The 23894-nt window shown below is 58.0% G+C and carries 19 protein-coding genes; 13 read left to right on the forward strand and 6 right to left on the reverse strand.

Annotated features, from left to right (window positions below; all coding sequences use genetic code 11):
* Position 1: 1 nt before the first annotated feature.
* The gene (locus KVG85_RS02050; protein ID WP_225926620.1) at positions 2–3502 is read left to right on the forward strand and encodes a glycosyltransferase; all 3501 of its coding nucleotides are present in this window, start codon (positions 2–4) and stop codon (positions 3500–3502) included.
* Between the two features lie 182 nt (positions 3503–3684).
* Here KVG85_RS02050 and KVG85_RS02055 read toward each other — a convergent pair whose 3' ends face one another.
* Positions 3685–4674 (reverse strand): glycosyltransferase family 2 protein, encoded by a 990-nt coding sequence (locus tag KVG85_RS02055; protein ID WP_217862854.1) that lies wholly within the window; start codon positions 4672–4674, stop codon positions 3685–3687.
* Positions 4675–4934: 260 nt separating this feature from the next.
* Here KVG85_RS02055 and KVG85_RS02060 point away from each other — a divergent pair, with 260 nt between their 5' ends.
* From KVG85_RS02060 to fabF, 3 genes are all read left to right on the forward strand, one after another.
* Positions 4935–6944, forward strand: a complete 2010-nt coding sequence (locus KVG85_RS02060; protein ID WP_217862855.1) for a polysaccharide biosynthesis protein — start codon at positions 4935–4937, stop codon at positions 6942–6944.
* A gap of 110 nt (positions 6945–7054) precedes the next feature.
* Positions 7055–7390: a ComEA family DNA-binding protein gene (locus KVG85_RS02065; protein ID WP_095182224.1), complete on the forward strand. Its 336-nt coding sequence runs from the start codon at positions 7055–7057 to the stop codon at positions 7388–7390.
* 205 nt (positions 7391–7595) lie between these two features.
* The gene (gene fabF, locus KVG85_RS02070) at positions 7596–8870 is read left to right on the forward strand and encodes a beta-ketoacyl-ACP synthase II (protein WP_217862856.1); all 1275 of its coding nucleotides are present in this window, start codon (positions 7596–7598) and stop codon (positions 8868–8870) included.
* Here the strand turns inward: fabF and KVG85_RS02075 are convergent.
* The 3 genes from KVG85_RS02075 to eat form a co-directional block, all read right to left on the reverse strand.
* Positions 8867–9424 (reverse strand): TetR/AcrR family transcriptional regulator, encoded by a 558-nt coding sequence (locus tag KVG85_RS02075; protein ID WP_217862857.1) that lies wholly within the window; start codon positions 9422–9424, stop codon positions 8867–8869. The two genes, fabF and KVG85_RS02075, sit on opposite strands and share 4 nt — an antisense overlap.
* A gap of 137 nt (positions 9425–9561) precedes the next feature.
* Positions 9562–9729: a DUF2897 family protein gene (locus KVG85_RS02080; protein WP_016770901.1), complete on the reverse strand. Its 168-nt coding sequence runs from the start codon at positions 9727–9729 to the stop codon at positions 9562–9564.
* A 129-nt stretch (positions 9730–9858) separates the two neighbouring features.
* The gene (gene eat, locus KVG85_RS02085; RefSeq protein ID WP_217862858.1) at positions 9859–11223 is read right to left on the reverse strand and encodes an ethanolamine permease; all 1365 of its coding nucleotides are present in this window, start codon (positions 11221–11223) and stop codon (positions 9859–9861) included.
* A gap of 399 nt (positions 11224–11622) precedes the next feature.
* Here eat and kdpF point away from each other — a divergent pair, with 399 nt between their 5' ends.
* The 6 genes from kdpF to KVG85_RS02115 all read left to right on the forward strand — a co-directional run bounded on the left by kdpF (position 11623) and on the right by KVG85_RS02115 (position 19868).
* Positions 11623–11712 (forward strand): K(+)-transporting ATPase subunit F, encoded by a 90-nt coding sequence (kdpF, locus tag KVG85_RS02090; protein ID WP_007899818.1) that lies wholly within the window; start codon positions 11623–11625, stop codon positions 11710–11712.
* Positions 11713–11720: 8 nt separating this feature from the next.
* Positions 11721–13415: a potassium-transporting ATPase subunit KdpA gene (gene kdpA / locus KVG85_RS02095; protein ID WP_217862859.1), complete on the forward strand. Its 1695-nt coding sequence runs from the start codon at positions 11721–11723 to the stop codon at positions 13413–13415.
* Positions 13416–13425: 10 nt separating this feature from the next.
* On the forward strand, positions 13426–15483 hold the full coding sequence (kdpB, locus tag KVG85_RS02100; RefSeq protein WP_217862860.1) for a potassium-transporting ATPase subunit KdpB: 2058 nt from the start codon (positions 13426–13428) through the stop codon (positions 15481–15483).
* A 311-nt stretch (positions 15484–15794) separates the two neighbouring features.
* Positions 15795–16340: a potassium-transporting ATPase subunit KdpC gene (kdpC, locus tag KVG85_RS02105; RefSeq protein ID WP_133339429.1), complete on the forward strand. Its 546-nt coding sequence runs from the start codon at positions 15795–15797 to the stop codon at positions 16338–16340.
* 132 nt (positions 16341–16472) lie between these two features.
* Positions 16473–19124, forward strand: coding sequence for a DUF4118 domain-containing protein (locus tag KVG85_RS02110; RefSeq protein ID WP_217862861.1), 2652 nt, complete (start codon positions 16473–16475; stop codon positions 19122–19124).
* Positions 19125–19172: 48 nt separating this feature from the next.
* The gene (locus KVG85_RS02115) at positions 19173–19868 is read left to right on the forward strand and encodes a response regulator (RefSeq protein WP_016770895.1); all 696 of its coding nucleotides are present in this window, start codon (positions 19173–19175) and stop codon (positions 19866–19868) included.
* Between the two features lie 109 nt (positions 19869–19977).
* Here KVG85_RS02115 and KVG85_RS02120 read toward each other — a convergent pair whose 3' ends face one another.
* A complete protein-coding gene (locus KVG85_RS02120; RefSeq protein WP_039759961.1) occupies positions 19978–21015 on the reverse strand; it encodes a patatin-like phospholipase family protein in 1038 nt (345 codons plus the stop codon).
* 214 nt (positions 21016–21229) lie between these two features.
* On the opposite strand from KVG85_RS02120, the gene KVG85_RS02125 reads away from it, so the two are divergent.
* From KVG85_RS02125 to KVG85_RS02135, 3 genes are all read left to right on the forward strand, one after another.
* Entirely contained in the window at positions 21230–21508 is a 279-nt protein-coding gene (locus KVG85_RS02125) for a hypothetical protein (protein WP_016770894.1), read from the forward strand.
* A gap of 105 nt (positions 21509–21613) precedes the next feature.
* The gene (locus KVG85_RS02130; RefSeq protein ID WP_217862862.1) at positions 21614–22375 is read left to right on the forward strand and encodes a CHAD domain-containing protein; all 762 of its coding nucleotides are present in this window, start codon (positions 21614–21616) and stop codon (positions 22373–22375) included.
* A 235-nt stretch (positions 22376–22610) separates the two neighbouring features.
* A complete protein-coding gene (locus KVG85_RS02135) occupies positions 22611–23405 on the forward strand; it encodes an acyl-CoA thioesterase (RefSeq protein WP_217862863.1) in 795 nt (264 codons plus the stop codon).
* Position 23406: 1 nt separating this feature from the next.
* Here the strand turns inward: KVG85_RS02135 and KVG85_RS02140 are convergent, their stop codons facing one another.
* Positions 23407–23772: a DUF962 domain-containing protein gene (locus KVG85_RS02140; protein ID WP_041478386.1), complete on the reverse strand. Its 366-nt coding sequence runs from the start codon at positions 23770–23772 to the stop codon at positions 23407–23409.
* Positions 23773–23894: the final 122 nt, after the last annotated feature.

A 23894-nucleotide genomic window follows, 5' to 3' on the forward strand; every position in this document is an offset into this window, starting at 1 on the left:
TATGAGTCAGACTGAACCGAATAAAAAAAAGGCGCTGGTGGCCTGTTCAAGGCTGGTGGATTTCGCGGGTGCAGAGATTGCCACCTTGGAAATTGCCACTACCTTGGCTGATCTTGGTTTTGATGTTGTGCTTGCTGCGCTTGAGGTCGGTGGCGCCATTGAGTCCGAATTAAACGCCGCTGGGATTTCCTATGTTGATTTATCAGTCACTCGCTTGAGTAATGCGAGTTTTGATTTTGTATGGCTAACGCATTACGTTGTCGTCTATCAATTATTCGCCCGGGATCGGATATCGGCGAAGAGCGGGTTTTATTCTTCGCTATCACACTTTGAGCCTCTCGAAAGTCCACCAGTCCCCAGTATCTTTTTCTCCCAGTATCTGGTCCACTCGCAAGAAAATTTTGAACACTTTTCTCAGAAATACCCTCAGTTTGTCGGAAGAGTCAGCATCTTTCCTAACTCCTCTCCGGAGGGGTATTTCCAGATGCCACGGCGCGCGATCTCCAGCACGCTTGAGTCAGTGTGCATTGTCTCAAATCATGCACCTGATGAAGTTCTTGAACTGGTCGGTTTACTTGAGGCGCGCGGAATTGACGTCGACATAATTGGTATTCAAGGCACACCTGAGCGGGTGACCCCGGAAGTTTTAGGCCGTTACAGTGCTGTTATAACCATCGGCAAAACAGTGCAGTATTGCTTGGCTGGAGGCGTGCCCGTTTATTGTTATGATCGTTTTAGCGGACCGGGTTGGATCACGCCAGCTGTCGTAGCCCAAGCCTCTGAGAGGAATTTTTCTGGTAGATGTACTCCGGTAAAGAAGTCGGCTTCACAAATTGTCGATGAATTGATTATAGGGTATCGTTCCGTTTTGGAGCAGTCCGAAGTACTTAAAAATATTGCCAACGAAAGATACTCACTCAAGAATAATGTAGCCAAGCTTATTGAGACTTTTGATCGGCTGCCTATGTGCGTAACTCTTTCGGAGACCGAGATTGAGGTTCTCTCCAAGGACTCAGAAACCTTTTGTTCGCAGCGCAATGTTATAAGAAACTACCAGGAAGTTGTTAAGAATTCTGAATTAAGGTTGAGCCTCCTCGCCAAATCGGAACATGAGAAAGAAATAAAGATGAATGAGATTAGTAAAGCGTTGGCCGATCGGGAAGCTCAAATTGATCTCGTTACTTCAACGCTCGCAGATTTCGAGGATAAAATTGCGCGGTTGACTAGCGTTTTAGGCAGTCGGGAGATGGATGTTGAATCGTTCAATATGATCCTCGCAAATCGAGAGGAAAAGAATGTTGCAACCTCAGCTGCCGTGACGGAGGTCACTGACCAGATTATTCTCGATCGTTATATTACTCAAAAGGAGTCGCAGATCTCCATTTTCAGTAAAGTCCTTTCCGAGCGAGAAGCAGAAGTTGCAAGATTGAACCAAGAGCTTTCTCTATTACGGCAGGAGTTAAAGCAGTCGCTGGAATCGAGTAAGTCCAATGCCAGCAGTACTGATGATCGGCTTGCTGAGCTGGAGCGTTGTCTGGCGTTGTCTCGTGAAGAGTTGCGAGCCGTTTTGAACTCCAATAGCTGGAAAATCACCTCTCCGGTTCGTCGTCTAGCAACAAAGTTTTCGCTGAAAATAGCGTATTTGAAATTGCTGGCCAGGAATTCTGTGTTTGTTCTGCGGCAAGAAGGAGTGTCGGCGTTTGTTCGTCGGACCGGCAGTTTTTTAGTACGTCGCAGACAGCGCAAGATCGCGTCTTCAGCGCTGGAGCGGTTTAGCCGGGAAAGAGATGTTTTGGGCGCGAATCCAGCGCCTCTGGTTTCATTTGTCATACCTATTTACGATCGGGTCGATGTACTGCGAGTCACTGTCAATTCAGCGCTTGCTCAGACGCAGCAGGTATTTGAAGTCATATTGGTCACTGACGGTTCGCCTGCCCAGACCATGGCGGTCGTGGAGGAATTTCGGAATAACCCTCTTGTAAGAATTTTTAGTTTCCCCACTAGTTCCGGAAACGCAGTGCGTGGCCGAAATAAGGGGATTCTCGAAGCCAAGGGTAAATATATTGCATTTCTGGATAGCGATGATATTGCAGCCCCTGATCGCTTGGAAGTATGCCTTCCAATTCTCGAGTCGGGTGTAGATGTCGTTTATGGCGGTTGGCGAGCACTGTTGGATGGTAGTCGTGAAATTGATGGACTCGTTAATGGTCAGGAGGTTTACAGTCCTGATTGTGATTTGAGCATGCTGGAAAAAGTCTGTGTTCCTTGCCAAAGTACGGTGATGGTAAGAAGAGAAGTACTTCTGAATACGGGGTTTCTGAAACACAAAATGGAGTACCGTGAGGACCACGAATTGTGGTTGCGCCTCGCTTACAATGGCGCGAAGTTCAAATCCGTTCCTCACGTATTGACTGATCTCCGATTGCATGCCGGGAATAATGAGCTGAATTTCAAGGATAATGACGGTCATTGGGAAACTCTGCTTAAAGAAGAGTATCGGAGAAAGGGGCCTGTGCCTAAAAAAATAGCCTTTTTACTCGCTGGGCTGGGTATTTCGGGTGGTGCTGCAGTTGTCCTGAAGCATGTAAGTCTGCTCATTGAGGAAGGTCACGATGCGTTCGTGATAGATTTGGGTGGCTACGGAGATATTCAATGGTTTGGGAACCCGGCAATTCGCGTATATACCATAAATGATATATACCAGTGTGGTGTCGATAACATCGATATGCTCTTCGCTACATTCTGGACGACAGTCGAATGGCTTGAGAAGATTCAAGCCAAGAGGAAACTGTATCTGGTGCAGTCTGATGAGCGTCTTTTTTATGATGATTATTTATTAAAAGAGCGCGTCGAACAGACTTATAAGAAGGATATTGAGTATGTCGGTATCGCGCAGTGGATTGTCGATTTTTTAAGATTGGAGTTTGGTCATTCTCCAGTCTACTTACCCAATGGTCTGGACCCGGCATTATTTTATCCAGATTCCCCTTTACAGGAAAAGAATCCCACGCGTTTGCGCGTATTGATTGAAGGACCTATTTCAGTCCCGTTCAAAGGTATGGCCGACGCTTATGCCGCCGTTAGCGGACTCGATTGCGACTTGTGGATAGTCAGCAGTGATGGCATGCCTGAACCGCATTGGCAACATGAGCGTTTCTTCCAGAAGGTGAAACAGGAAGACATGCGGAGAATATATTCGTCCTGTGATATTTTGCTGAAGATGAGCAAGATAGAGAGCTTTGCATATCCTCCACTTGAAGCCATGGCCTGCGGCTGCACGGTTGTCATCATGGATGTTAACGGCGGTATTGAGTATGCAGTTGATGGGGTGAACGTCTTGAAGGTCGGAAAGGGCGATATCCAGGGTGCGCGACAGGCTGTCAAGAGTTTGCTCGATGATGATTCGCTACGTAACAAGTTGAGGCAGGCCGGCTTCGATACCGTGCAAAATTGGACTTGGGACCCAGCGAAGAAAGTATTGGCCGAGTTGACATCATCTTGATTGGGATCGCTTAGCCGTTTTTACCTCATCGACGCAGCGAGGTTTAAGGCTTTCATCAAGTTAATTTGCTTTCCAGACCCGCGAGGTACATTAAGTTATCTCGTGGGTCTGGCTTTATTTGGGGCTCATTGCCCGCTGATGTAGGCGAAGGTTGAATTGGCAGCTGTCGGCGTGCTTGGAAACTATATCTTGTTAAAAAGAATTGCGAGACAAAGGCTGATGTTCCCTTTTAGTGTCTGCCGGTAGATTCCGGATTTTTTTAACAGATAAATTCTTTTAAAAAAATTGCTTTCACGACCTTGCTTGAACTCATTAATCGTTTTTCTACTGGTCGCTGTTAATTCAGTTTCTACGCAGTCGAGTACCTTGAGGTTTGAATCGCTCCAATTGCGAAACTGTCCATCGATTACTTTTCCGAATCTGATGATGCGTTCCTTGATTCCGCTATTGGCGCCAATCACGTTACCGCTATGTTGTCGATAGTCCAGTGTTGGTTGGATGTCATAAATTACTTTGCCACCACAACCACTGGTTAAGAGATATGTCAGCCAGTCATGCGCAATGATGTTGATATCTGCAGGTATGCAATTCAAAAGCTTTCGTGTTGAATTGTTTATAAGCATCGTATTAGCACCCGCGATGCTCTGAATCAATGCATTCTGAAAGTTCGGGTTTCGAATGAATTTCGGAGAATAGCCGATAATATTTCGATTCTCATCAATCAATCGAGTGCGCGAACAATACATGGCTGGCAGGTTTTGCGGTAATAACTTTAATTGATCAATACTTCGTTCCAGCTTGTCCGGGAACCAGATGTCATCCTGATCGCTGAAAGCAAAATAATCCGCGACTATTTGATCGTTCCTGATAAGCGATATAAAGTTTTGGGCAAACCCGGTGCGAGGTCCGGTGAATATTTTAATGCGATTTTTCGCAATAAGATTCCTGTATTCTTCGAACACGGCGAGTGTGCCATCGCTGGATCCATCATCAGACACATAAAGCGTCCAGTTTTTATGGGTTTGCGCTATGAAAGACTCAATTTGTTCTTTGAGAAATGGCCGCCCGTTGTAGGTGCAGAGAAGAATGGCCACTTCAACAGCAGACGCCCCATCGGCGGGGGACTCCACGGAGTGAGTCAGTTGAAGGGCTTGCGGCGTTGGGTGCTCCATGCGTCCTCACACTTGAAATATTGAGTTATGACTACTACAAAAAAAGCACGCTGATGGCTTCTTGATATCGTTTTGCATGAATAATACTCGCTGAACGCTAATTTTATCTGTCCGAAGGGTTAAATCTCTACTCTTTTGCGCTTTAATGGAGTGCGCTCGTTAGCCCATGTCTAGTCTGGCAACACTCTGTGCTGTTGCATGTCGGGTAGGATGTAAAACGGGAGTGACATCTTTGGCTGGTCGGAGCAACCGAGATTGAAATGGAACATCGTGTAATGGACAAATTGCGACTTTTCCTCCTTAGGATGCCGCGTCAGAGAAAACGTCTGATTCAGGTAGTGATGGACGTGTTTCTGGTCTGGATTTCATTGTGGGGCTCCTTTGTGGTTCGTTTGGGGATCGAGGATGTCTTGGATCCTCTCAGAACCCATCTCTGGTTGTTTATTTGCGCCCCGATAGTCGCGATTCCCCTGTTCATCCGCTTCGGCATGTACCGTGCGGTCATGCGATATTTCGGGAATGACGCGCTGATCGCGATCATCAAGGCCGTCAGCCTTTCCTCCCTCATTCTTGCGCTGGTCGTCTTCTGGTACAGCAATCATCAGGCTGTCGTGCCGCGCTCGATCATCTTCAACTATTGGTGGTTGAGTCTGGTGATAATCGGCGGATTGCGACTTTGCATGCGCCAATACTTCATGGGCAACTGGTTCACTGCCGCTCAGCACGTACCGTTCGTCAACCGCGAAGACGGTCTAACCAAGGTGGCTGTTTACGGTGCGGGTGTCGCGGGTAATCAATTGGTCGCAGCTCTGCGTATGGGGCGTGTCATGCGTCCGGTGGCATTCATCGACGATGACGCGAGTATTTCCGAGCGATCAATTTCCGGCCTCCAAGTCTATAAACCCAAACACATCCAACAGATGATTGATGAGACCGGCGCACAGGAAATTCTTCTGGCTCTACCTTCCTCTACGCGTGCCAGGCGGAGGGAAATATTGAATCTGCTCGAAGGTTTCCCGCTTCACGTGCGGAGTGTCCCCAGTTTCAGCGATTTGGCCAGTGGGCGTGTCAAAGTGGAGGATATTCAGGAGGTCGATATTGCCGACCTGCTTGGTCGTGATGCAGTACCGGCACAGTCGGATCTTCTGGAGCGCTGTGTCAAAGGCAAGGTTGTGATGGTCACCGGTGCCGGCGGTTCGATCGGCTCTGAACTCTGTCGGCAGATTTTCGCTTTGGCTCCGACCACGCTAATTTTATTCGAACACAGCGAGTTTAACCTTTATACGATTGCGTCAGAGCTGGAAGGCCGCGGGTGCCGTGAATCGGCGCCAGTTCGACTGCTGCCAATTCTTGGATCTATTCGTCATCAGGAAAAGCTTCTCGATGTAATGAATACCTGGAGGGTAGATACCGTTTATCACGCTGCCGCTTATAAGCATGTGCCGATGGTTGAGCACAACATTGCTGAAGGTGTTCTCAACAACGTAATAGGTACGCTCAATACCGCTCAGGCTGCTTTGCAATCAGGCGTTTCGAACTTTGTCCTGATTTCGACTGACAAGGCCGTTCGTCCAACCAATGTCATGGGTAGCACAAAACGCCTGGCAGAGTTGACGCTTCAAGCCTTGAGTCGGGAGATTGCACCGGTGCTGTTTGGTGATAAATCCAATGTTTCGCGAGTAAATAAAACCCGGTTCACCATGGTGCGTTTCGGTAATGTGCTGGGCTCCTCCGGTTCTGTGATCCCGCTGTTCCACAGTCAGATAAAGTCCGGCGGACCGTTGACGGTTACTCATCCAAAAATCACTCGATACTTTATGACCATTCCTGAAGCCGCGCAGTTGGTTATCCAGGCCGGCTCATTGGGGCAGGGGGGAGATGTATTCGTCCTGGATATGGGAGAACCGGTAAAAATCGTCGAGCTTGCAGAAAAAATGATCCACCTTTCCGGTTTGAGTATTCGTTCCGAACGCAATCCTCAAGGTGATATCTCTATCGAGTTCACCGGGCTGCGCCCAGGTGAAAAACTCTACGAGGAGCTGCTGATCGGCGACAACGTGGCCGCTACACCCCATCCGATGATCATGACAGCAAGTGAAGATCACTTGCCTTGGGATGTGCTCAAGAACCGGTTGCATGATTTACTGGTTGCGGTTGAGAAGGATGATTACTCACGCGTCCGCCAACTCCTGCGCGAAACCGTCTCCGGCTACACCCCCGATGGCGAAATCGTTGACTGGATCTACCAGCAACGTCGCCTCGAGCCCTGATTGTTTCACATCCTGTAACGCTCGCATTTTTGACTTCCCTTCATCATGACCTACGTTTGGAGAGCAGCTTCGGAAAAGCTGCTTTCTAAAACGATGATGGAGCGTCACTTATGCGTACCGGTTATTTCTATTCGCTGATCTTTGCTTTCCTCACTAGCGCTTCGATCGCTGCGATTGCTGCCCCTGTAGCGCCTTCGGAGACGACGAAAGCGCCTTTGTTGATGGATGCAGCTGCGCCTTCTCAGACTGCCAAGGTCGATCTCAACGGTGCGGATGCGGCAACGTTGCAGAAGGAGTTGGCGGGTGTGGGTGAGGCCAAGGCCCAGGCGATTGTTGCGTATCGGGATACAAACGGGCCGTTTGCGTCGGTGGATGAGTTGCTGGAAGTGAAGGGGATCGGCAAGGCGATTCTGGATCGCAATCGTGAAAAGCTGGAAGTGAACTAAGCTGACAGTTCAACGCCGAGAGGCCGGTCATTGACCGGCCTTTTTATTGGGTGCCGATCTGGTGGATGCCTGAGCGCTTAAAATTACGGGTATCATATTGCGCCTTGATTATGCCTATAATAATTTCACTCGGGACTGATTCAGCAGTCGAATCGCCGCACACCGATGCACGTCGAATTTTGAATTGATAAGGGGTAACCACGGTATGAACCAACGTCGAGTCGTCGTCACGGGCATGGGCCTGGTTTCACCTTTGGGCAGTGATGTTGAAATCGTCTGGCAGCGTCTGCTGGCCGGGCGTTCCGGGTTGCGTAATCTGCCGGACGCTGTGGTGGCTGATCTGCCGACCCGGGTCGGCGGCAGTGTGCCGACGGTGGAGGAAGACGCCGAGGCCGGATTTGATCCGGATCGTGCGACGCCGCCCAAGGAACAGAAGAAGATGGATCGCTTCATCATGTTTGCCATGGAAGCGGCTCGGCAGGCGCTGGAGCAGGCCGGCTGGCATCCGGCGGACACTGAAAGCCAGGAGCGGACCGCAACAATCATCGGCTCGGGTGTCGGTGGTTTCGGGGCCATTGCCGATGCGGTGCGTACCACCGACAGCCGTGGTCCTCGGCGTTTGTCGCCGTTCACCATTCCATCGTTTCTGGTCAATCTCGCGGCTGGTCATGTATCGATCCAGCATGGCCTCAAAGGGCCGTTGGGCGCACCGGTTACCGCCTGTGCCGCCGGGGTTCAGGCGATCGGCGACGCAGCCCGGTTGATCCGCGCAGGTGAGGCGGACATTGCCGTGTGTGGCGGTGCGGAGGCATCGATCGATCGCGTCAGTCTCGCCGGTTTCGCGGCGGCGCGGGCGCTGTCCAGCGGCTACAACGACACTCCGGAAAAAGCTTCGCGTCCCTTCGACAGTGGGCGCGATGGTTTCGTAATGGGCGAGGGCGCTGGTCTGTTGGTCATCGAATCTCTGGAGCATGCCTTGGCACGCGGTGCGACGCCGTTGGCCGAACTGGTCGGCTACGGCACCACGGCCGATGCCTACCATCTGACCGCCGGGCCGGAAGACGGCAGTGGCGCGCGGCGGGCGATGCAATTGGCACTGGCTCAGGGCGGTGTGACGCCGGAGCAGGTGCAGCATCTCAACGCACATGCGACGTCGACGCCGGTCGGTGACCTCGGCGAGTTGGCGGCGATCAAGGCGTTGTTTGGCACGCAGAACAAGATCGCCGTGACTTCGACCAAATCCGCTACCGGTCATTTGCTCGGCGCGGCGGGTGGGCTGGAGGCGATTTTCACGCTCTTGGCGATTCGTGACCAGGTAGTGCCGCCAACGCTCAACTTTGAAAACCCGGATCCAGCGAGCGAAGGGGTGGACATTGTCCATGGCGAGGCGCGGTCGATGGTGATCGAATATGCCTTGTCCAACGGCTTCGGTTTTGGCGGGGTCAATGCGAGCGTGTTGTTCAAGCGCTGGGAAGGTTAATCGCTCGATTGCTTGAGGTGATCGCGGGTGACGTCGAGGATGCGTTGAGCAAAGTCGGCATCCGCGACGCTGCGTGACAGCAGCAGTGCACCGGCCAGGGTCGCCATGATGACAATGCTGCGATCGGCGCTGTTCTCGCCTTCGAGCGTGCCCTGAATTTGTTCGAGGCGAGCATTGAGGACTTCGTCACTGGTGGGGCTTGGCTGGCCGCGCAGACCCAGCTCCGAGGAAATGGTCAGCAGCGGGCAGCCTTCGTGGGGCGAGGTCTGGTGCCACTCCGACAGGTAGGTGTCGATGAACACTTGCAGCGGGTTTTCCTGCGCGAAGATTTCTTCGCACAGGCCCGCGACTTGCTCGCCGGCCTCTTGCAGGGCTTTTTCGACCAGTTCTTCCTTGGATTTGAAGTGCGAGTAGAAACCGCCATGGGTCAAGCCCAGGGCTTTCATCAAAGGCTGCAGGCCGGTGGCGCCGATACCGTCCTTGCGAAATCGGGCGGAAGCTTCCTTGATGATGCGTTGATGGGTCTGGGCTTTGTGATCTGGCGAGTAACGCATGTGGAGCTCTCCGCGACGATGCTGCCATCTTAACCACGGAAGATTAAATGGTGACTGTACTTCTAAAATCTAAACAGCCTGCGGGTGAGTCCGACTGTGCTGAAAAAACCAACCCCGCCATTGCGGCGGGGCTCGTATCAGCGGTCTTGTGCATCCTTGGCATCCGCTTCGGCATTGCGCTGTGCGACGCGCTTGCGTTCTTCATCGGTCAGTTCGACCTTGTTGGCGGTGTCGCGCAACATCATCAATCCGCCGACAATCGAGCCGATCGCAACGACCAGAATCAACCAGGCATACCAGGGCATAACGGCTCTCCTTAATGGCAGCTCGACGGGCGAGGACTTCGCCGTGCGATGCTGCATACCACCTTTGAGCGAAACGACTTCGCAGTGGTTCCATTCTAGGCCGCTTATGCCTGGCACACCCGAACCGTGTCACAGACCGGTCAACATCGCATCCGCCGGCGCATCGGCACGCAGTTGCCCAGTGAGCATGAAGTAGCAGAACCCGACCGCCATGAAGCCGAGGAAAATCAAGCCGATCAGTGTGTTGAACCACGCCATCGCCACCAGGCAAACCACCGCCAGCATCAGCGCGATCAGCGGAACAAGCGGATAGCACGGCGCGCGGAAAGTACGTTCCAGATTTGGTTCGGATTTACGCAGTTTGAACAGGCTGAGCATGCTCATGATGTACATCACGATCGCGCCGAACACGGCCATGGTGATCATCGCTGCGGTGAGCGTCATGCCGCCGAGGTTGATCAGGCCGTCGCTGTAGATCGCCGCGATGCCGATCAGGCCGCCAGCGATGATTGCGCGGTGCGGGGTCTGGAAGCGCGACAGTTTTGCCAATGAGGCAGGCAGGTAACCGGCGCGGGCGAGGGCGAAGAATTGTCGTGAGTAGCCGAGGATGATGCCGTGGAAACTGGCGACCAGGCCAAACAGGCCGATCCACACCAGCATGTGCAGCCAGCCGGAGTTGTCGCCGACCACGGTTTTCATTGCCTGCGGCAGTGGGTCGTTGATGTTGGACAAGGTGCGCCAGTCGCCGACGCCGCCCGCGAAGAACATCACGCCCATGGCCAACAGCACCAGGGTCAGAATGCCGCTGATGTAGGCTTTCGGGATCGTGCGTTTCGGGTCCTTGGCTTCTTCGGCGGCCATGGCGGCGCCTTCGATGGCGAGGAAGAACCAGATCGCGAAGGGAATCGCCGCGAACATGCCGGCAATTGCCGGCGCGCCGAAGACGTCGGAACCGGCCCAGCCGTTCAGTGCAAAGTTGCTGAAGCTGAACGCTGGCGCGACCACGCCCATGAACACCAGCAGTTCAGCCACCGCCAGCACGCAGACGATCAGCTCGAACGTCGCGGCCAGTTTCACCCCGAGAATGTTCAGGCCCATGAATACGATATACGCGCCGACCGCTGCGTGTTTCGGGTCGAGCGCCGGAAACTGCACATTCAAGTAAGCGCCAATCGCCAGAGCAATTGCCGGCGGCGCGAAGACAAACTCGATCAGCGTGGCCAGTCCGGCGATCAATCCGCCTTTTTCGCCAAACGCGCGGCGGCTGTAGGCAAACGGCCCGCCGGCATGGGGAATCGCGGTGGTCAGTTCGGTGAAACTGAAAATGAAGCAGGTGTACATGGTCGCGACCATGAATGAAGTCACCAGAAAACCCAGCGTACCGGCCACGCCCCAGCCGTAACTCCAGCCGAAATATTCCCCGGAAATCACCAGCCCCACGGCAATGCCCCACAGGTGCAACGTGCCCAGCGTGGGTTTGAGTTGTGTGTTCATGCGCTTGCTCCCGCAATGGTTGGAAAGCTCAGGGGAGGGCGTGTGCAGTGGGCGTGCCATCGCCATGAAACAAGTCGTAATAAGTTGAAAGCTGTCGTATCGGGGATGTTCGCGGGGGAATAGCTGCTATTTGTGCGCCAGTTGGGTGCGATGTTGTCGGTGATGCCGTCTTCGCGAGCAGGCTCGCTCCCACATTTTGCAATGCGTTGCCCCGGTGGGAGAGAGCCTGCTCGCGAAGGGGCCAGCCCAAACACCACGAAACTCAGCCGTAAAGCCCGCATAAACCCACTCTTTACGCTTTTTTTATGCCCCACGCCGGCCCTCGCTCTCGTTCCTTTACAGCCTCCTTCCCGACAATCGCTGCACACACGGCAATACGCCGTTACACGGAGATCTTCCATGAGCGTTCTGGACGGGGTGTCACTGCTGTTGGCAGTGGGGCTGTTCATTTATCTGTTGGTTGCGCTGTTGCGCGCGGACCGGAACTAGGAGCGGCTATGCACAGTTATGACTATTGGCTGATCCTCGGGTTTTTTGCGCTGGTCCTGCTGCCGGCGCCGTTCCTGGGGCGCTTCTATTACAAAGTGATGGAGGGCCAGCGCACCTGGCTGACGCCGATTCTCGGCCCGGTCGAGCGCGGTTGCTATCGTCTTGCCGGGGTCGATGCGCAGGCGGAGCAGAGCTGGCAGAAGTACACGCTGGCGCTGCTGGCGTTCAACCTTGCAGGTTTCCTGTTGCTGTTTGCGATTCTGCTGTTCCAGGATCACCTGCCGCTGAACCCGCAAAACCTGCCGGGCCAGGAATGGACCCAGGCGTTCAACACCGCGGTCAGTTTCATGACCAACACTAATTGGCAGTCCTACAGCGGTGAAGCGACCCTCAGCTACCTGAGCCAGATGGTCGGTCTCACCGTGCAGAACTTCGTCAGCGCCGCCACCGGCCTCGCTGTGCTGGTCGCGCTGTGTCGTGGCATCGGCCGTAAGTCGGCGCAGACCCTCGGCAATTTCTGGGTCGACATGACCCGTGCCACCCTCTATGGCCTGCTGCCGCTGTGCCTGCTGCTGGCGCTGTATCTGGTCTGGCAGGGCGTGCCGCAAACCTTCGCGCAGTATGTAAATGCCGTGACGCTGCAAGGCGTCGATCAGGTGATCCCGCTCGGCCCGGCCGCCAGCCAGATTGCGATCAAGCAATTGGGCACCAACGGTGGCGGTTTCTTCGGCGTCAACTCGGCGCATCCGTTCGAGAACCCGACCGCGTGGAGCAACCTGTTCGAAGTCGCTTCGATCATTCTGATCCCGGTGGCGCTGGTGTTCACTTTCGGCCACTACGTCAAGGATCTGCGCCAGAGCCGCGCGATCATCGCCTGCATGTTGGCGTTGTTCCTGATTGGCGGCGCGACGTCGTTGTGGGCTGAGTATCAGCCGAATCCGACCCTGGACAACGCCGCTGTCGAACAGGCTGCGCCGCTGGAAGGCAAGGAAGCGCGCTTCGGCACTACCGCGACGGTGCTGTGGTCGGTGACTACCACGGCGGCCTCGAACGGTTCGGTCAACGGCATGCACGACAGCCTCAACCCGCTGAGCGGCATGGTCGCGCTGGTCAACATGATGGTCGGCGAAGTGATCTTCGGCGGTGTCGGCGCCGGGCTCTACGGCATGTTGCTCAACGTGCTGATCGCGGTGTTCCTCGCCGGTCTGATGATCGGTCGGACGCCGGAATACCTCGGCAAGAAACTCCAGGCCCGCGAAGTGCAGTTGCTGGTGGTGACGCTGCTGGTGATGCCCGTCGGCGTGCTGGTGCTCGGCGCGATTGCCGCCACGGTTCCCAGCGCTGCGGCAACCATCAGCAACCCCGGCGCGCACGGTTTCAGTCAGTTGCTCTATGCCTACACCTCGGCCAGCGCCAACAACGGCTCGGCGTTCGGTGGCCTGGGCGCGAACACGCCGTTCCACAACCTGATGCTCGGTCTGGGCATGTTGATCGGCCGCTTCGGCTACATCCTGCCGGTGCTGGCACTGGCCGGTAGCCTGGCGATGAAGAAAAGCGCACCGGTCGGCCAGAACAGCTTCCCGACTCACGGCCCGCTGTTCGTCACCCTGTTGACCGTGACCATTTTGCTGGTGGGCGGCCTGACTTTCTTGCCGACGCTGGCGCTCGGTCCTGTCGCCGAACATTTAAGTATGGGCTTCTAAGGAATCCATCATGAACATGCCTGCAATCAAACCCGCCGCCGTCAAAGCGCCGGAACAAGCCAAAACCGCGATCTCGGCCCTGTGGCGCCCGGCGCTGGCGCAAGCCTTCGTCAAGCTCGACCCACGACAACTGGCGCGTTCGCCGGTGATGCTGGTGGTCGAACTGACGGCGATTTTCACCACTGTGCTGTGCTTCCTTCCGGATGCCGACGTGCCGACCTTCGTCGCCGCGCAAATCGCTCTGTGGCTGTGGTTCACCGTGCTGTTCGCCAACTTCGCCGAGGCCCTGGCCGAAGGTCGTGGCAAGGCCCGCGCCGACAGCCTCAAGGCCGGCAGCGAAGGCCTCAGCGCCCGCTGCCGTCAGGCTGATGGCAGCTTCAGGATTGTCCCCGCCGCCAATCTGCGCAAGGGCGATGTGGTGCGAGTCGAAGCCGGGGAAATGATCCCCGGTGACGGCGAAGTCATCGAAGGTATTGCGGCGGTCAACGAAGCGGCGATCACTGGCGAATCGGCGCCGGTGATCCGTGAGTCCGGCGGCGACCGCTCGGCCGTCACCGGCAACACGCGGCTGGTCTCCGACTGGCTGCTGGTGAAGATCACCACCAACCCTGGTGAATCGACCCTCGACCGCATGATCGCCCTGGTCGAAGGCGCCAAGCGTCAGAAGACCCCGAACGAAGTCGCGCTGGATATCCTGCTGATCGGCCTGACCCTGATCTTTCTGCTGGTGGTCGTCACCCTGCAACCGTTCGCGCACTTTGCCAATGGCAGCCTGCCGCTGGTGTTCCTCGTGGCGTTATTGGTCACGCTGATCCCGACCACCATCGGCGGTCTGCTGTCGGCCATCGGTATCGCCGGGATGGATCGGCTGGTGCGCCTGAATGTGATCGCCAAATCCGGCCGCGCGGTGGAGGCGGCGGGTGACGTGCATGTGCTGCTGCTCGACAAGACCGGCACCATCACTTTCGGCAACCGTCGTTGCAGCGCGGTGTATGCCGCGCCGGGTGTGAGCGGCCGTGAGCTGGCCGAAGGCGCGTTATTTGCTTCGCTGGCCGACGAAACCGCTGAAGGCAAGTCGATCGTCGAGTTCCTTCGTGGCCTGCATCCGCAACCGGAGCCGGCTCCGGAAACCCTGACCGCCGTACCGTTCAGCGCGGAAACCCGCTTGTCCGGCGTCGATTATCAGGGCCGCGTGTATCGCAAAGGTGCGGTGGATTCGCTGCTGGCGTTTCTCGGTCAACAGCGTACCGATCTGGCCCCGGCGCTGGCGCGGGAAATCGACAAGATCGCCCAGAGTGGTGGCACGCCGTTGCTGGTCTGCGCTGACGGCAAATTGCTTGGCGCGATCCATCTCAAGGACGTGGTCAAACCAGGCATCCGCGAGCGCTTCGCCGAGCTGCGCAAACTGGGAATTCGCACGGTGATGGTCACCGGCGACAACCCGCTGACCGCTGCTGCGATCGCCGCTGAAGCAGGCGTCGATGATGTGCTCGCCGAAGCCACGCCGGAGAAGAAACTCGCGCGGATTCGTCACGAGCAGAACGACGGTCGCCTGGTCGCCATGTGCGGCGACGGCGCCAACGACGCCCCGGCGCTGGCCCAGGCAGACGTCGGCATGGCCATGAACGATGGCACACAAGCAGCACGCGAAGCGGCGAACATGGTCGACCTCGACAGCGACCCGACCAAGCTGCTCGACGTGGTGCAGATCGGCAAGGAATTGCTGGTGACCCGTGGCGCGCTGACGACTTTTTCCATCGCCAACGACATCGCCAAATACTTCGCGATTCTGCCGGCGCTGTTCGCCTCGATTTACCCGCAGTTGGGCGTGCTGAACATCATGCATCTGAGCAGTCCGCAGAGCGCGATTCTCTCGGCCATCGTCTTCAACGCACTGATCATCGTTGTGCTGATTCCACTGGCATTGCGCGGCGTGCGGGTGCAGGCGGCGAGTGCGGCGGCGTTGCTGCGGCGCAATCTGCTGATCTATGGCGTCGGCGGGATTGCCGTGCCGTTCGTGGGGATCAAGGTGATCGACATGCTGCTTACGGCGTTGCATCTGGTGTAAGGCTGAAAAGAGCCCCTCACCCTAGCCCTCTCCCGGGGGAGAGGGGACTGACCGAGGTGTTTGCGAGAGGTACGCCGACTTGGGATACCGAGGTGAATGCGCGATTGGAAAGCCAATCACCGTAGGGGACTGACCGAGGTGTTTGTGCGAGGTTCGCCGACCAGAAATTCCGAGCCGAACTCAGGTTTTGAACAGCATGAAGATCGGCTCCCTTTCCCCCTCGCCCCCTTGGGGGAGAGGGCTGGGGTGAGGGGGAAAGGATCTCCCTGACACCCGGCAAAAGTTTGTCCAACGAATTCGAGGATCTTGAAATGTCCACAATGATACGCCCGGCCCTGACCCTGTTGGCGCTGATGACCCTGATCACCGGCGTCGCCTATCCACTCGCGGTCACCGGCATCGCCCAGGTCGCTTTCCCGGCTCAGGCCAACGGCAGCCTGATCCACGACGCCGACGGCAAAGTCCGCGGCTCGGCGCTGATCGCCCAGGATTTCAGCGGCGACAACTGGTTCCACCCACGCCCGTCCGCCGGGGCTTATGCCACCGTCGCCAGCGGCGCCAGCAACCTCGCGCCGAGCAATCCGGCCCTCGCGACCCGCGTAATCGAAGACGCGCAAAAACAACAAGTCGCTGGGCAGGGGCCGGTGCCATTGGCCTTGCTGACCACCTCCGCCAGCGGCCTCGATCCGCACTTGCCACCGGCGGCAATTGCCTATCAACTGGCGCGTGTCGCAGCAGCGCGCAACCTGCCGGTGTCGACCTTGCAGCAACTGCTCGATAAGCACATCGAACAGCCGCTGGTTGGGCCGCCGGTGGTGAATGTGCTGGAGCTGAATCTGGCACTGCAAAACCTGTAATCGGCGGCGCGGCCATTCGCGAGCAGGCTCGCTCCCACCTTTGGAATGCATATCCATGTGGGAGCGAGCCTGCTCGCGAAGGCGCCCTGACAGTCACCGCATAAACCTCAGAAGAAAGAGAGCATCCCCAGCATGAGCGACTCCGGCCGCGCCGACGCACTGTTAGCAGACCTGCCCCGCGATGGCCGTGGCCGGCTCAAGGTTTTTCTCGGCGCGGCGCCCGGGGTCGGCAAGACCTACGCCATGCTCCAGGCTGCCCACACGCAACTGCGCCAAGGCGTGAAGGTCCTCGCCGGCGTGGTCGAAACCCATGGCCGCGCCGAAACCGAAGCCTTGCTCGGTGGCCTGCCGCAGCAACCACTGGTGCGCAGCGAATACCGTGGCGTGCTGCTTGAGGAAATGGACCTCGACGGCATTCTCGCGGCCAAGCCGAAGCTTGTGCTGGTGGATGAACTGGCCCACAGCAACGCCCCCGGCAGCCGTCACGCCAAGCGCTGGCAAGACATTCAGGAACTGCTCGCCGCCGGCATCGACGTGTTCACCACGGTCAACGTCCAGCACCTGGAAAGCCTGAATGATCAGGTGCGCGGCATCACTGGCGTGCAGGTGCGCGAAACCCTGCCGGACTGGGTGTTGCAGGAAGCTTTCGAGCTGCTGCTGATCGACTTGCCGCCGCGTGAATTGCTCGAGCGTCTGCGCGAAGGCAAGGTCTACGTGCCGGAACAGGCCCGCGCAGCGATCGATGCGTTTTTCACCCAGACCAACCTCACCGCGTTGCGCGAACTGGCGATGCAAACCGCCGCTGCGCAGGTCGATAACGATCTCGCTCAAGGCTATCGCCAGCTCGGTCAGGCCGCCCCGGCAGTGCGCGGGCGATTGCTGGTCGGCGTCGATGGTGATGCGCAAGCCGAACGCCTGGTACGGCATGCCAGTCGTGTCGCCCAGCGCCGGCATTTACCGTGGAGTCTGGTGCATGTCGATAACGGCAGCGTACGCGACGAGCAATCGCGGTTGCGTTTGCAAAGCGCCCAGCAACTGGCCGAACGCCTCGGTGGCGAAGTGGTGCTGTTGCGGGCCGGCGAAGTGGCGAAAACCCTGATTCAACACGCCGCCGAGCGCCGCGCCAGTCTGTTGCTGGTCGGCCAGTCGCGGCCACGCTTGCGCCGTCGCCTGTTCGGCGGTGGTCTGGCGGCGCGCCTGCTGCGTCAGGCTCACGGTCTGGAAATCAACGTGCTCGACAGTGATCACGAGCAGCACCAACCGCGCCCGCGCAATTCAGTCACGCTGGTATGGTTCGACTACGCGCTGGCGCTGGTCGCGACGTTGTTGGCCACGGCCTTGGCCTGGGCGGTGTCGAGTGTGTTGCCGTTGCCGAACATCTCCTTGGTGTTTCTCGCGGCGGTGTTGCTGGTGGCGGTGCGCAGCAGCCTCGGCCCGGCGCTGGCCTGTGCGGCGCTGTCGTTTCTCACCTACGATTTTCTATTCATCCCGCCGAATTTCTCGTTCAGCATTCAGCGCGAAGAAGACGTGCTGACGCTGCTGTTCTTCCTGTTGATGGCGGCGCTCACCGGCAACCTTGCGGCGCGTCAGCGGCGGCAGTTGCAGGCTTTGCGCGATACCCAGGAAGAGACCAGCGAACTGCTCGACCTGTCGCGCAAACTCACCGCCGCGACGGATCGCCAAGCCGTGATCAGCGCTGCCGCGCAACACCTCGAAGGCTGGAGCGATGTGCAATTGTGCTTGCTCAACCGCGACGGCCAGGGCGGCTGGAAAGTCGAAACCGGCGGGCCACTGCAATTTACCGAGGCCGAACGCGCCGCCGCCGATTGGGCCTGGCAACACGATCAACCGGCGGGCAAGGGCACCGGTACCTTGCCGCTGGGGCGTTGGTGGTGGTGGCCGTTGTCGGTGGAGGACGGGCCGCTGGCGTTGCTTGGTGTTTGCGCCAAGGAAAGCCAGAGCTTGAGCGGTCAGCGCCGACGTTTGCTCACTGCGCTGAGCCAGCCGTTGGCGCAAGCCCTGGCCCGCGCGCAATTGGCCGATGACCTTGAAGCGGCGCGTCTGCACGGCGAAACCGAACAGTTGCGCAGCGCCTTGCTGGCCTCGGTGTCCCACGATTTGCGCACGCCGCTGACGGCCATGCGCGGCAGCATCGACAGCCTGTTGGCCCTCGGCGAAGCGATCCCGCTGGAGGATCGCCGCGAGCTGCTCGAAGGCACCCGCGATGAGGCCGAACGCCTCGACCGCTACATTCAGAACCTGCTCGATATGACCCGCCTCGGCCACGGCGCCTTGAAGCTGGCGCGGGACTGGGTGTCGCCAGCCGATATCGTCGGCAGTTCACTCAACCGCCTGCGCGCGGTGCTGGCGCCGCTGCAGGTCAGCACCGAGGTGCCGGCCGAGTTGCCGCTGCTGTATGTGCACGCGGCGCTGATCGAACAGGCGCTGGTTAACGTGCTGGAAAACGCCGCGCGATTTTCCCCCAGCCACGGTCGCCTGCAACTGCACGCCGGCGCCGATGAGCAGGAGATTTTCTTTGCGGTCAGCGATGAAGGCCCGGGGATTCCCGAAGAGGACCGAGCGAAGATTTTCGACATGTTCTACACCGCCGCGCGCGGCGATCGCGGCGGGCAGGGCACGGGGTTGGGGCTGGCGATCTGTCAGGGCATGGTCGGCGCCCACGGTGGGCGCATTTCCGTGGCTGACGGCATCGACGGGCGCGGCACCTGCATCACCTTGCACCTGCCGTTGCAGGCGCAGCCGGGGATGGACGGTGAAGCTTGAAGTCGACTGCGCTACTCTCTTGCCACTCTTTTGTGTTGATGTGAATTCATGAGCCAGACCGCGACCATTTTGGTCATCGATGACGAACCGCAGATCCGCAAATTCCTGCGCATCAGCCTCGCTTCACAAGGCTACAAAGTGCTCGAAGCCGGCACCGGCGCTGAAGGCCTGGCGCAAGCCGCGCTGAGCAAACCGGACCTGGTGGTGCTCGACCTCGGGTTGCCGGACATGGACGGTCAGCAGGTCCTGCGCGAGTTGCGCGAGTGGGCGACCACGCCAGTGCTGGTGTTGTCGGTGCGTGCCAGTGAAGGGCAGAAGGTCGAAGCGCTGGATGGCGGCGCCAATGACTACGTGACCAAACCGTTCGGCATTCAGGAATTTCTCGCCCGGGTTCGTGCGTTATTGCGTCAGGCACCAGCGGGCGAGGCGCAACCGGCGGCGCTGAGTTTCGGCCCGTTGACTGTAGATCTGGCCTATCGGCGCGTGCTGCTCGACGGCGCCGAAGTCGCCCTGACCCGCAAGGAATACGCGGTGCTCGCGCAATTGGCGCGGCATCCGGGGCGGGTGATCACCCAGCAGCAGTTGCTCAAGGATATCTGGGGGCCGACGCACACCGAGGACAGTCATTACCTGCGCATCGTGGTCGGGCATCTGCGGCAGAAACTGGCGGATGACCCGACCCGGCCGCGGTTTATCGTGACTGAGGCGGGGGTTGGGTATCGGTTGTTGAGTGAAGCTGGTTGAGCTGACGCTTTCGCGAGCAGGCTCGCTCCCACAGGGGAATGCATTTCAAATGTGGGAGCGAGCCTGCTCGCGAAGAGGCCATCAAATACTCCGAAAAATCCGCATCAGATCAACCCTGCTCCTGCTCATACCGATCCAGCGTATCACTGGCAATCTCCCGCCCCAGCGCGATCAGTTCCGGCGCTTTGTAGAACTCGAAAAACCGGCACACCCGCTTCGGCACGTTGATCAGGATATCCGGCGGATACCCGGCAATCTTGTACTGCGCCAGTGAGGTCTGCATCACCTCGAAACTCTGGTTGATCAAATCCAGCAGCGACGCCGGCCCGACGTTATCGATGATGAATGAACCGGTAGCGGATTTCGGCGCGCCTTCGCGTTCCGGGGCGGCGGCCGGTTGCTGGCTTTCCGGTTCGACGCCTTCGAGCCACGGATTGATCTCCGCCGCCTCGGCGCGCAAGGCTTCCTGTTCCAGCTTCAACAATTGCTCGGCCTGTTTACGGCGGAATGGCAACTTCGAACCCATGGATTTGATCAGACTGTCGAAGCGCGAACGGAACGCCGCTGGCCGCTCGATCACCGGCAACTTGTACTGCCGCTGGTTGGTGGCGTTGAGGTTGACCGCGATGATCAGATCGCAGTGGCTCGACACCACCGGAACGATCGGCAACGGATTGAGAATGCCGCCGTCGACCAGCATGCGATTGCCCTGCATCACCGGGGTAAACAGGCTGGGAATCGCCGCAGAGGCGCGCATGGCCTGGTGCAGGCAGCCTTCCTGAAACCAGATTTCCTGCTGATTGGTCAGGTCGGCGGCGACGGCGGTGTAGGGGATGCGTAGGTCTTCGATGTTGATCTCGCCGACGATCTTGCGAATCTGCCCGAAGACCTTTTCACCGCGAATCGCGCCGAGACGGAAACTCACATCGACCAGGCGCAGCACGTCGAGGTAATCAAGGCTTTCTATCCAGCGCCGGTACTCATCCAGTTTGCCGGCGGCATAGATCCCGCCGACCACCGCGCCCATCGAACAACCGGCAATGCAGGCGATGTCGTAGCCGCGTTTTTCAATTTCTTCGATAACGCCGATATGGGCATAGCCCCGGGCGCCACCGGAGCCCAGCACCAGTGCGACACGCTTTTTCATCAAACTTCCTCCCGACAAGCCTGCACAATGCACGCATCGGCCAAGCGGCTCAATCGCCAAGGTCGTTGCGCGAAGCGGTGACGTCGTTTTTCGTTCGCGGCGCACGCTTGCGCGCTATGCTCTGCGCCACGTGGTTTGACCGGCGAGCGAGGCACTTTTTCGCCGCTTGGCCGTCTTACCTGCACGACTGTTGACCTACCTTGAGGTGTGAGTGATGAAAGCCTGGATCTGTGTACCGTTGATGGCTCTGGTTCTGGCCGGTTGCGCCGGCAAAACCGCGTACCGCGACAGCTGCGGCAGCCAACTCGACGCGGCCTGGCACGAACTGGACCTGGCCAAGGCTGAAGGCTTCGCCGGCACCGTCAGCTATTCCAAAGCGCTGTCGCTGCTGACCGCCGCCAAGACCCAGCAACAATTCGAAGGCTTCGAAGGCTGCAGCAAGAAAGCCGAGAAAGCCCGCTTCTACATTCGCGAATCCCGCGCAGGACGTTAAAAAAGCAGCTGCAAGTTTCAAGCTCCAAGCGGCAAGCTTTGAAGCAAACGCATTCAGCTTGAAGCTTGTAGCTAGAAGCTTGCAGCCGTCTACGGAGTAGACCCCATGATCGATCGCTTGGTGGCTCATGTGTTGAGCCTGGATGTGCGGCTGCTGGCATGTCAGGCGCGCTTGACTGCGCGCACTGATCCAGAGGCGTTGCATGATTTGCGCACTACGGTGCGGCGCTTGCGCAGTCTGTTGCGGCCGTTGCGTGGCTTGCCGGGAGTCGAGCAACTGGAGGCGGCGGCTTCGGCAGTGGGTGATCTGACCACACCGTGGCGTGATCGCGAAGTGCTGGCGGCGTATCTGCTCGAGCATGATCAACCCGAGGCTGCGCAGCGGCGTCTGGCGCAAATGGACGAGGCGTATCCGGCGCTGGCGGCGAGTGCGGAACTGGCTTCGTTGCTGATGATTCTTGACGCCTTTCCACGATTTTTGCGCGCGTCCCAGCGTCAGGGTCTGCTCAAGGATCTGGATAAACGCATCGAAAAACGCTTGGGCAAACAATGGCAAAAGCTCGACGCGGCGCTGCACGATCCCGCCCATGACCGCCATCGTCTGCGCCTGCTGATCAAGCGCGTGCGCTATGGCATCGAAGCCTATCCCGAGCTGGATCGCTTGCCGAAACCGGCTTACAAACGCCTGAAATCCGCGCAAGGCGCACTGGGCGATTGGCACGATTGCTGGCAATGGCTGGCCCGCGCCGAGCAGGAAGCCGATCTGCAACCGTGCGTGGCGACTTGGCAGGCGGGGTTGATCAAGGCAGAGCTGAAGGCCGATCAAGTGCTGGAAAAGCTCAGCGTGACGTGTTTCAAACATTCCTGAAGATGACTCCGTTCCCCTGTGGGAGCGAGCCTGCTCGCGAAGGGGCCGTGTCAGTCGCAATCGTTGTTGACTGATCGACCGCTTTCGCGAGCAGGCTCGCTCCCACAAGGGAATTCGTCGTTACACGAATCGGGTCAAGGCCTATCTGTCAGCCCATTTGACCGGAATAGACGCTGCGCCGCTGCCCCAGGCTGGGTAAGATCCGCGCATTCCTTTCTCGTTTTCCGAGGTTGTCATGCGCTTTTGCGATCTGCTCGATGCTGTCCGCCAACAACCTGAAGTGACCATCCCCGCCGAATGGGGGCAGGGCCGTGCCAGTTTTGGCGGGCTGGTGGCCGCGCTGCAGTTTGAAGCCATGCGCGCCGGGGTGCCGACGCAGCGCCCGGTGCGTTCGCTGGCGATTACCTTTGTCGGCCCGGTCGAGCCGGAAGTGCCGGTGAGTTTCGAAGTGGACGTGCTGCGTGAAGGCAAAGCCGTCAGCCAGGTGTTGGGCCGCGCCATGCAAAATGGCCAAGTGGTGACGATCATTCAGGGCAGCTTCGGTGCCTCGCGGCCCTCGGAAGTCGCCGTCGAAGCCTACCCGGCGCCAACGATGAAACACTGGGACGAATGCCAGGAGCTGCCCTACATCAAAGGCGTGACCCCGGAATTCATGCGCCATCTGGCGATGCGCTGGAGCGTCGGCGGTATTCCGTTCTCCGGCACGGCATCGCGCTTGATGGGCGGCTGGGTGCGGTTGCGTGGGGATGTCAAAGAGGAGCCGGTCAACGAGGCGCATCTGCTGGCGCTGGTGGATGCCTGGCCGCCGGCGCTGTTGCCGTATCTGAAGAAACCGGCACCGGGTAGCACGCTGACCTGGACCATCGAATTCGTGCAGCCGTTACACGACTTGAGCACGCTGGACTGGTGCCAATACCTGGCCGACATCGAATACGCAGCCGACGGCTACGGCCATGTCGCCGCGAAGTTGTGGAGTGCGAAGGGAGAGTTGATTGCCATGAGTCGGCAGACCGTGACAATTTTCGCCTGACTCAATGCCGACGGTGGCGCTCACGCCAGGCGCGCCACCAGCCACCGCTGAGAAAGAACCGCGGAAAGGTCAGAAACTGCTCGACCAGCAAACGTGACACGGCATCTTTGCGATCACTGAACGGCTCGGAGGCTTGCGCCTCCAGGCCGTGGCCGTGGCGCTGCAGACCCAGCGCCGCGACAATCCCGATCACACCGATGGCGACGCTGGCCAGACTCAGGCTGAACACTCCCGACACGATCAACAGAAACGCCACAATGAACAACGGCACGGCAATCAAGTGCAGGACCAGATTGGTCGGATGCTGATGATTGCCCGGGTAGGCGCGCCATTGCCACGCGGGAAGGTTGGGGTGACGTTTGCCCATGTTTGCTACTCCTCGATCCATGTTGAACACATGCTTGAAGAATAGGCCCGGGCGCGGAGGGCGGCGAATCAAGGTTGGCTATTGAAGTGATAGCCGTCATCGCAGGATTCGATGTAGATGCC

It is taken from the genome of Pseudomonas triticicola, assembly GCF_019145375.1.
In the GTDB taxonomy this organism is placed as follows: Bacteria; Pseudomonadota; Gammaproteobacteria; order Pseudomonadales; family Pseudomonadaceae; genus Aquipseudomonas; species Aquipseudomonas triticicola.

What these genes read in the sequence shown, in the direction of transcription:
- KVG85_RS02050 (WP_225926620.1), top strand. Translation starts at nt 2, where the DNA reads ATGAGTCAGACTGAACCGAATAAAAAAAAGGCGCTGGTGGCCTGTTCA.
- KVG85_RS02055 (WP_217862854.1), bottom strand. Translation starts at nt 4,674, where the DNA reads ATGGAGCACCCAACGCCGCAAGCCCTTCAACTGACTCACTCCGTGGAG.
- KVG85_RS02060 (WP_217862855.1), top strand. Translation starts at nt 4,935, where the DNA reads ATGGAACATCGTGTAATGGACAAATTGCGACTTTTCCTCCTTAGGATG.
- KVG85_RS02065 (WP_095182224.1), top strand. Translation starts at nt 7,055, where the DNA reads ATGCGTACCGGTTATTTCTATTCGCTGATCTTTGCTTTCCTCACTAGC.
- fabF (WP_217862856.1), top strand. Translation starts at nt 7,596, where the DNA reads ATGAACCAACGTCGAGTCGTCGTCACGGGCATGGGCCTGGTTTCACCT.
- KVG85_RS02075 (WP_217862857.1), bottom strand. Translation starts at nt 9,424, where the DNA reads ATGCGTTACTCGCCAGATCACAAAGCCCAGACCCATCAACGCATCATC.
- KVG85_RS02080 (WP_016770901.1), bottom strand. Translation starts at nt 9,729, where the DNA reads ATGCCCTGGTATGCCTGGTTGATTCTGGTCGTTGCGATCGGCTCGATT.
- eat (WP_217862858.1), bottom strand. Translation starts at nt 11,223, where the DNA reads ATGAACACACAACTCAAACCCACGCTGGGCACGTTGCACCTGTGGGGC.
- kdpF (WP_007899818.1), top strand. Translation starts at nt 11,623, where the DNA reads ATGAGCGTTCTGGACGGGGTGTCACTGCTGTTGGCAGTGGGGCTGTTC.
- kdpA (WP_217862859.1), top strand. Translation starts at nt 11,721, where the DNA reads ATGCACAGTTATGACTATTGGCTGATCCTCGGGTTTTTTGCGCTGGTC.
- kdpB (WP_217862860.1), top strand. Translation starts at nt 13,426, where the DNA reads ATGAACATGCCTGCAATCAAACCCGCCGCCGTCAAAGCGCCGGAACAA.
- kdpC (WP_133339429.1), top strand. Translation starts at nt 15,795, where the DNA reads ATGTCCACAATGATACGCCCGGCCCTGACCCTGTTGGCGCTGATGACC.
- KVG85_RS02110 (WP_217862861.1), top strand. Translation starts at nt 16,473, where the DNA reads ATGAGCGACTCCGGCCGCGCCGACGCACTGTTAGCAGACCTGCCCCGC.
- KVG85_RS02115 (WP_016770895.1), top strand. Translation starts at nt 19,173, where the DNA reads ATGAGCCAGACCGCGACCATTTTGGTCATCGATGACGAACCGCAGATC.
- KVG85_RS02120 (WP_039759961.1), bottom strand. Translation starts at nt 21,015, where the DNA reads ATGAAAAAGCGTGTCGCACTGGTGCTGGGCTCCGGTGGCGCCCGGGGC.
- KVG85_RS02125 (WP_016770894.1), top strand. Translation starts at nt 21,230, where the DNA reads ATGAAAGCCTGGATCTGTGTACCGTTGATGGCTCTGGTTCTGGCCGGT.
- KVG85_RS02130 (WP_217862862.1), top strand. Translation starts at nt 21,614, where the DNA reads ATGATCGATCGCTTGGTGGCTCATGTGTTGAGCCTGGATGTGCGGCTG.
- KVG85_RS02135 (WP_217862863.1), top strand. Translation starts at nt 22,611, where the DNA reads ATGCGCTTTTGCGATCTGCTCGATGCTGTCCGCCAACAACCTGAAGTG.
- KVG85_RS02140 (WP_041478386.1), bottom strand. Translation starts at nt 23,772, where the DNA reads ATGGGCAAACGTCACCCCAACCTTCCCGCGTGGCAATGGCGCGCCTAC.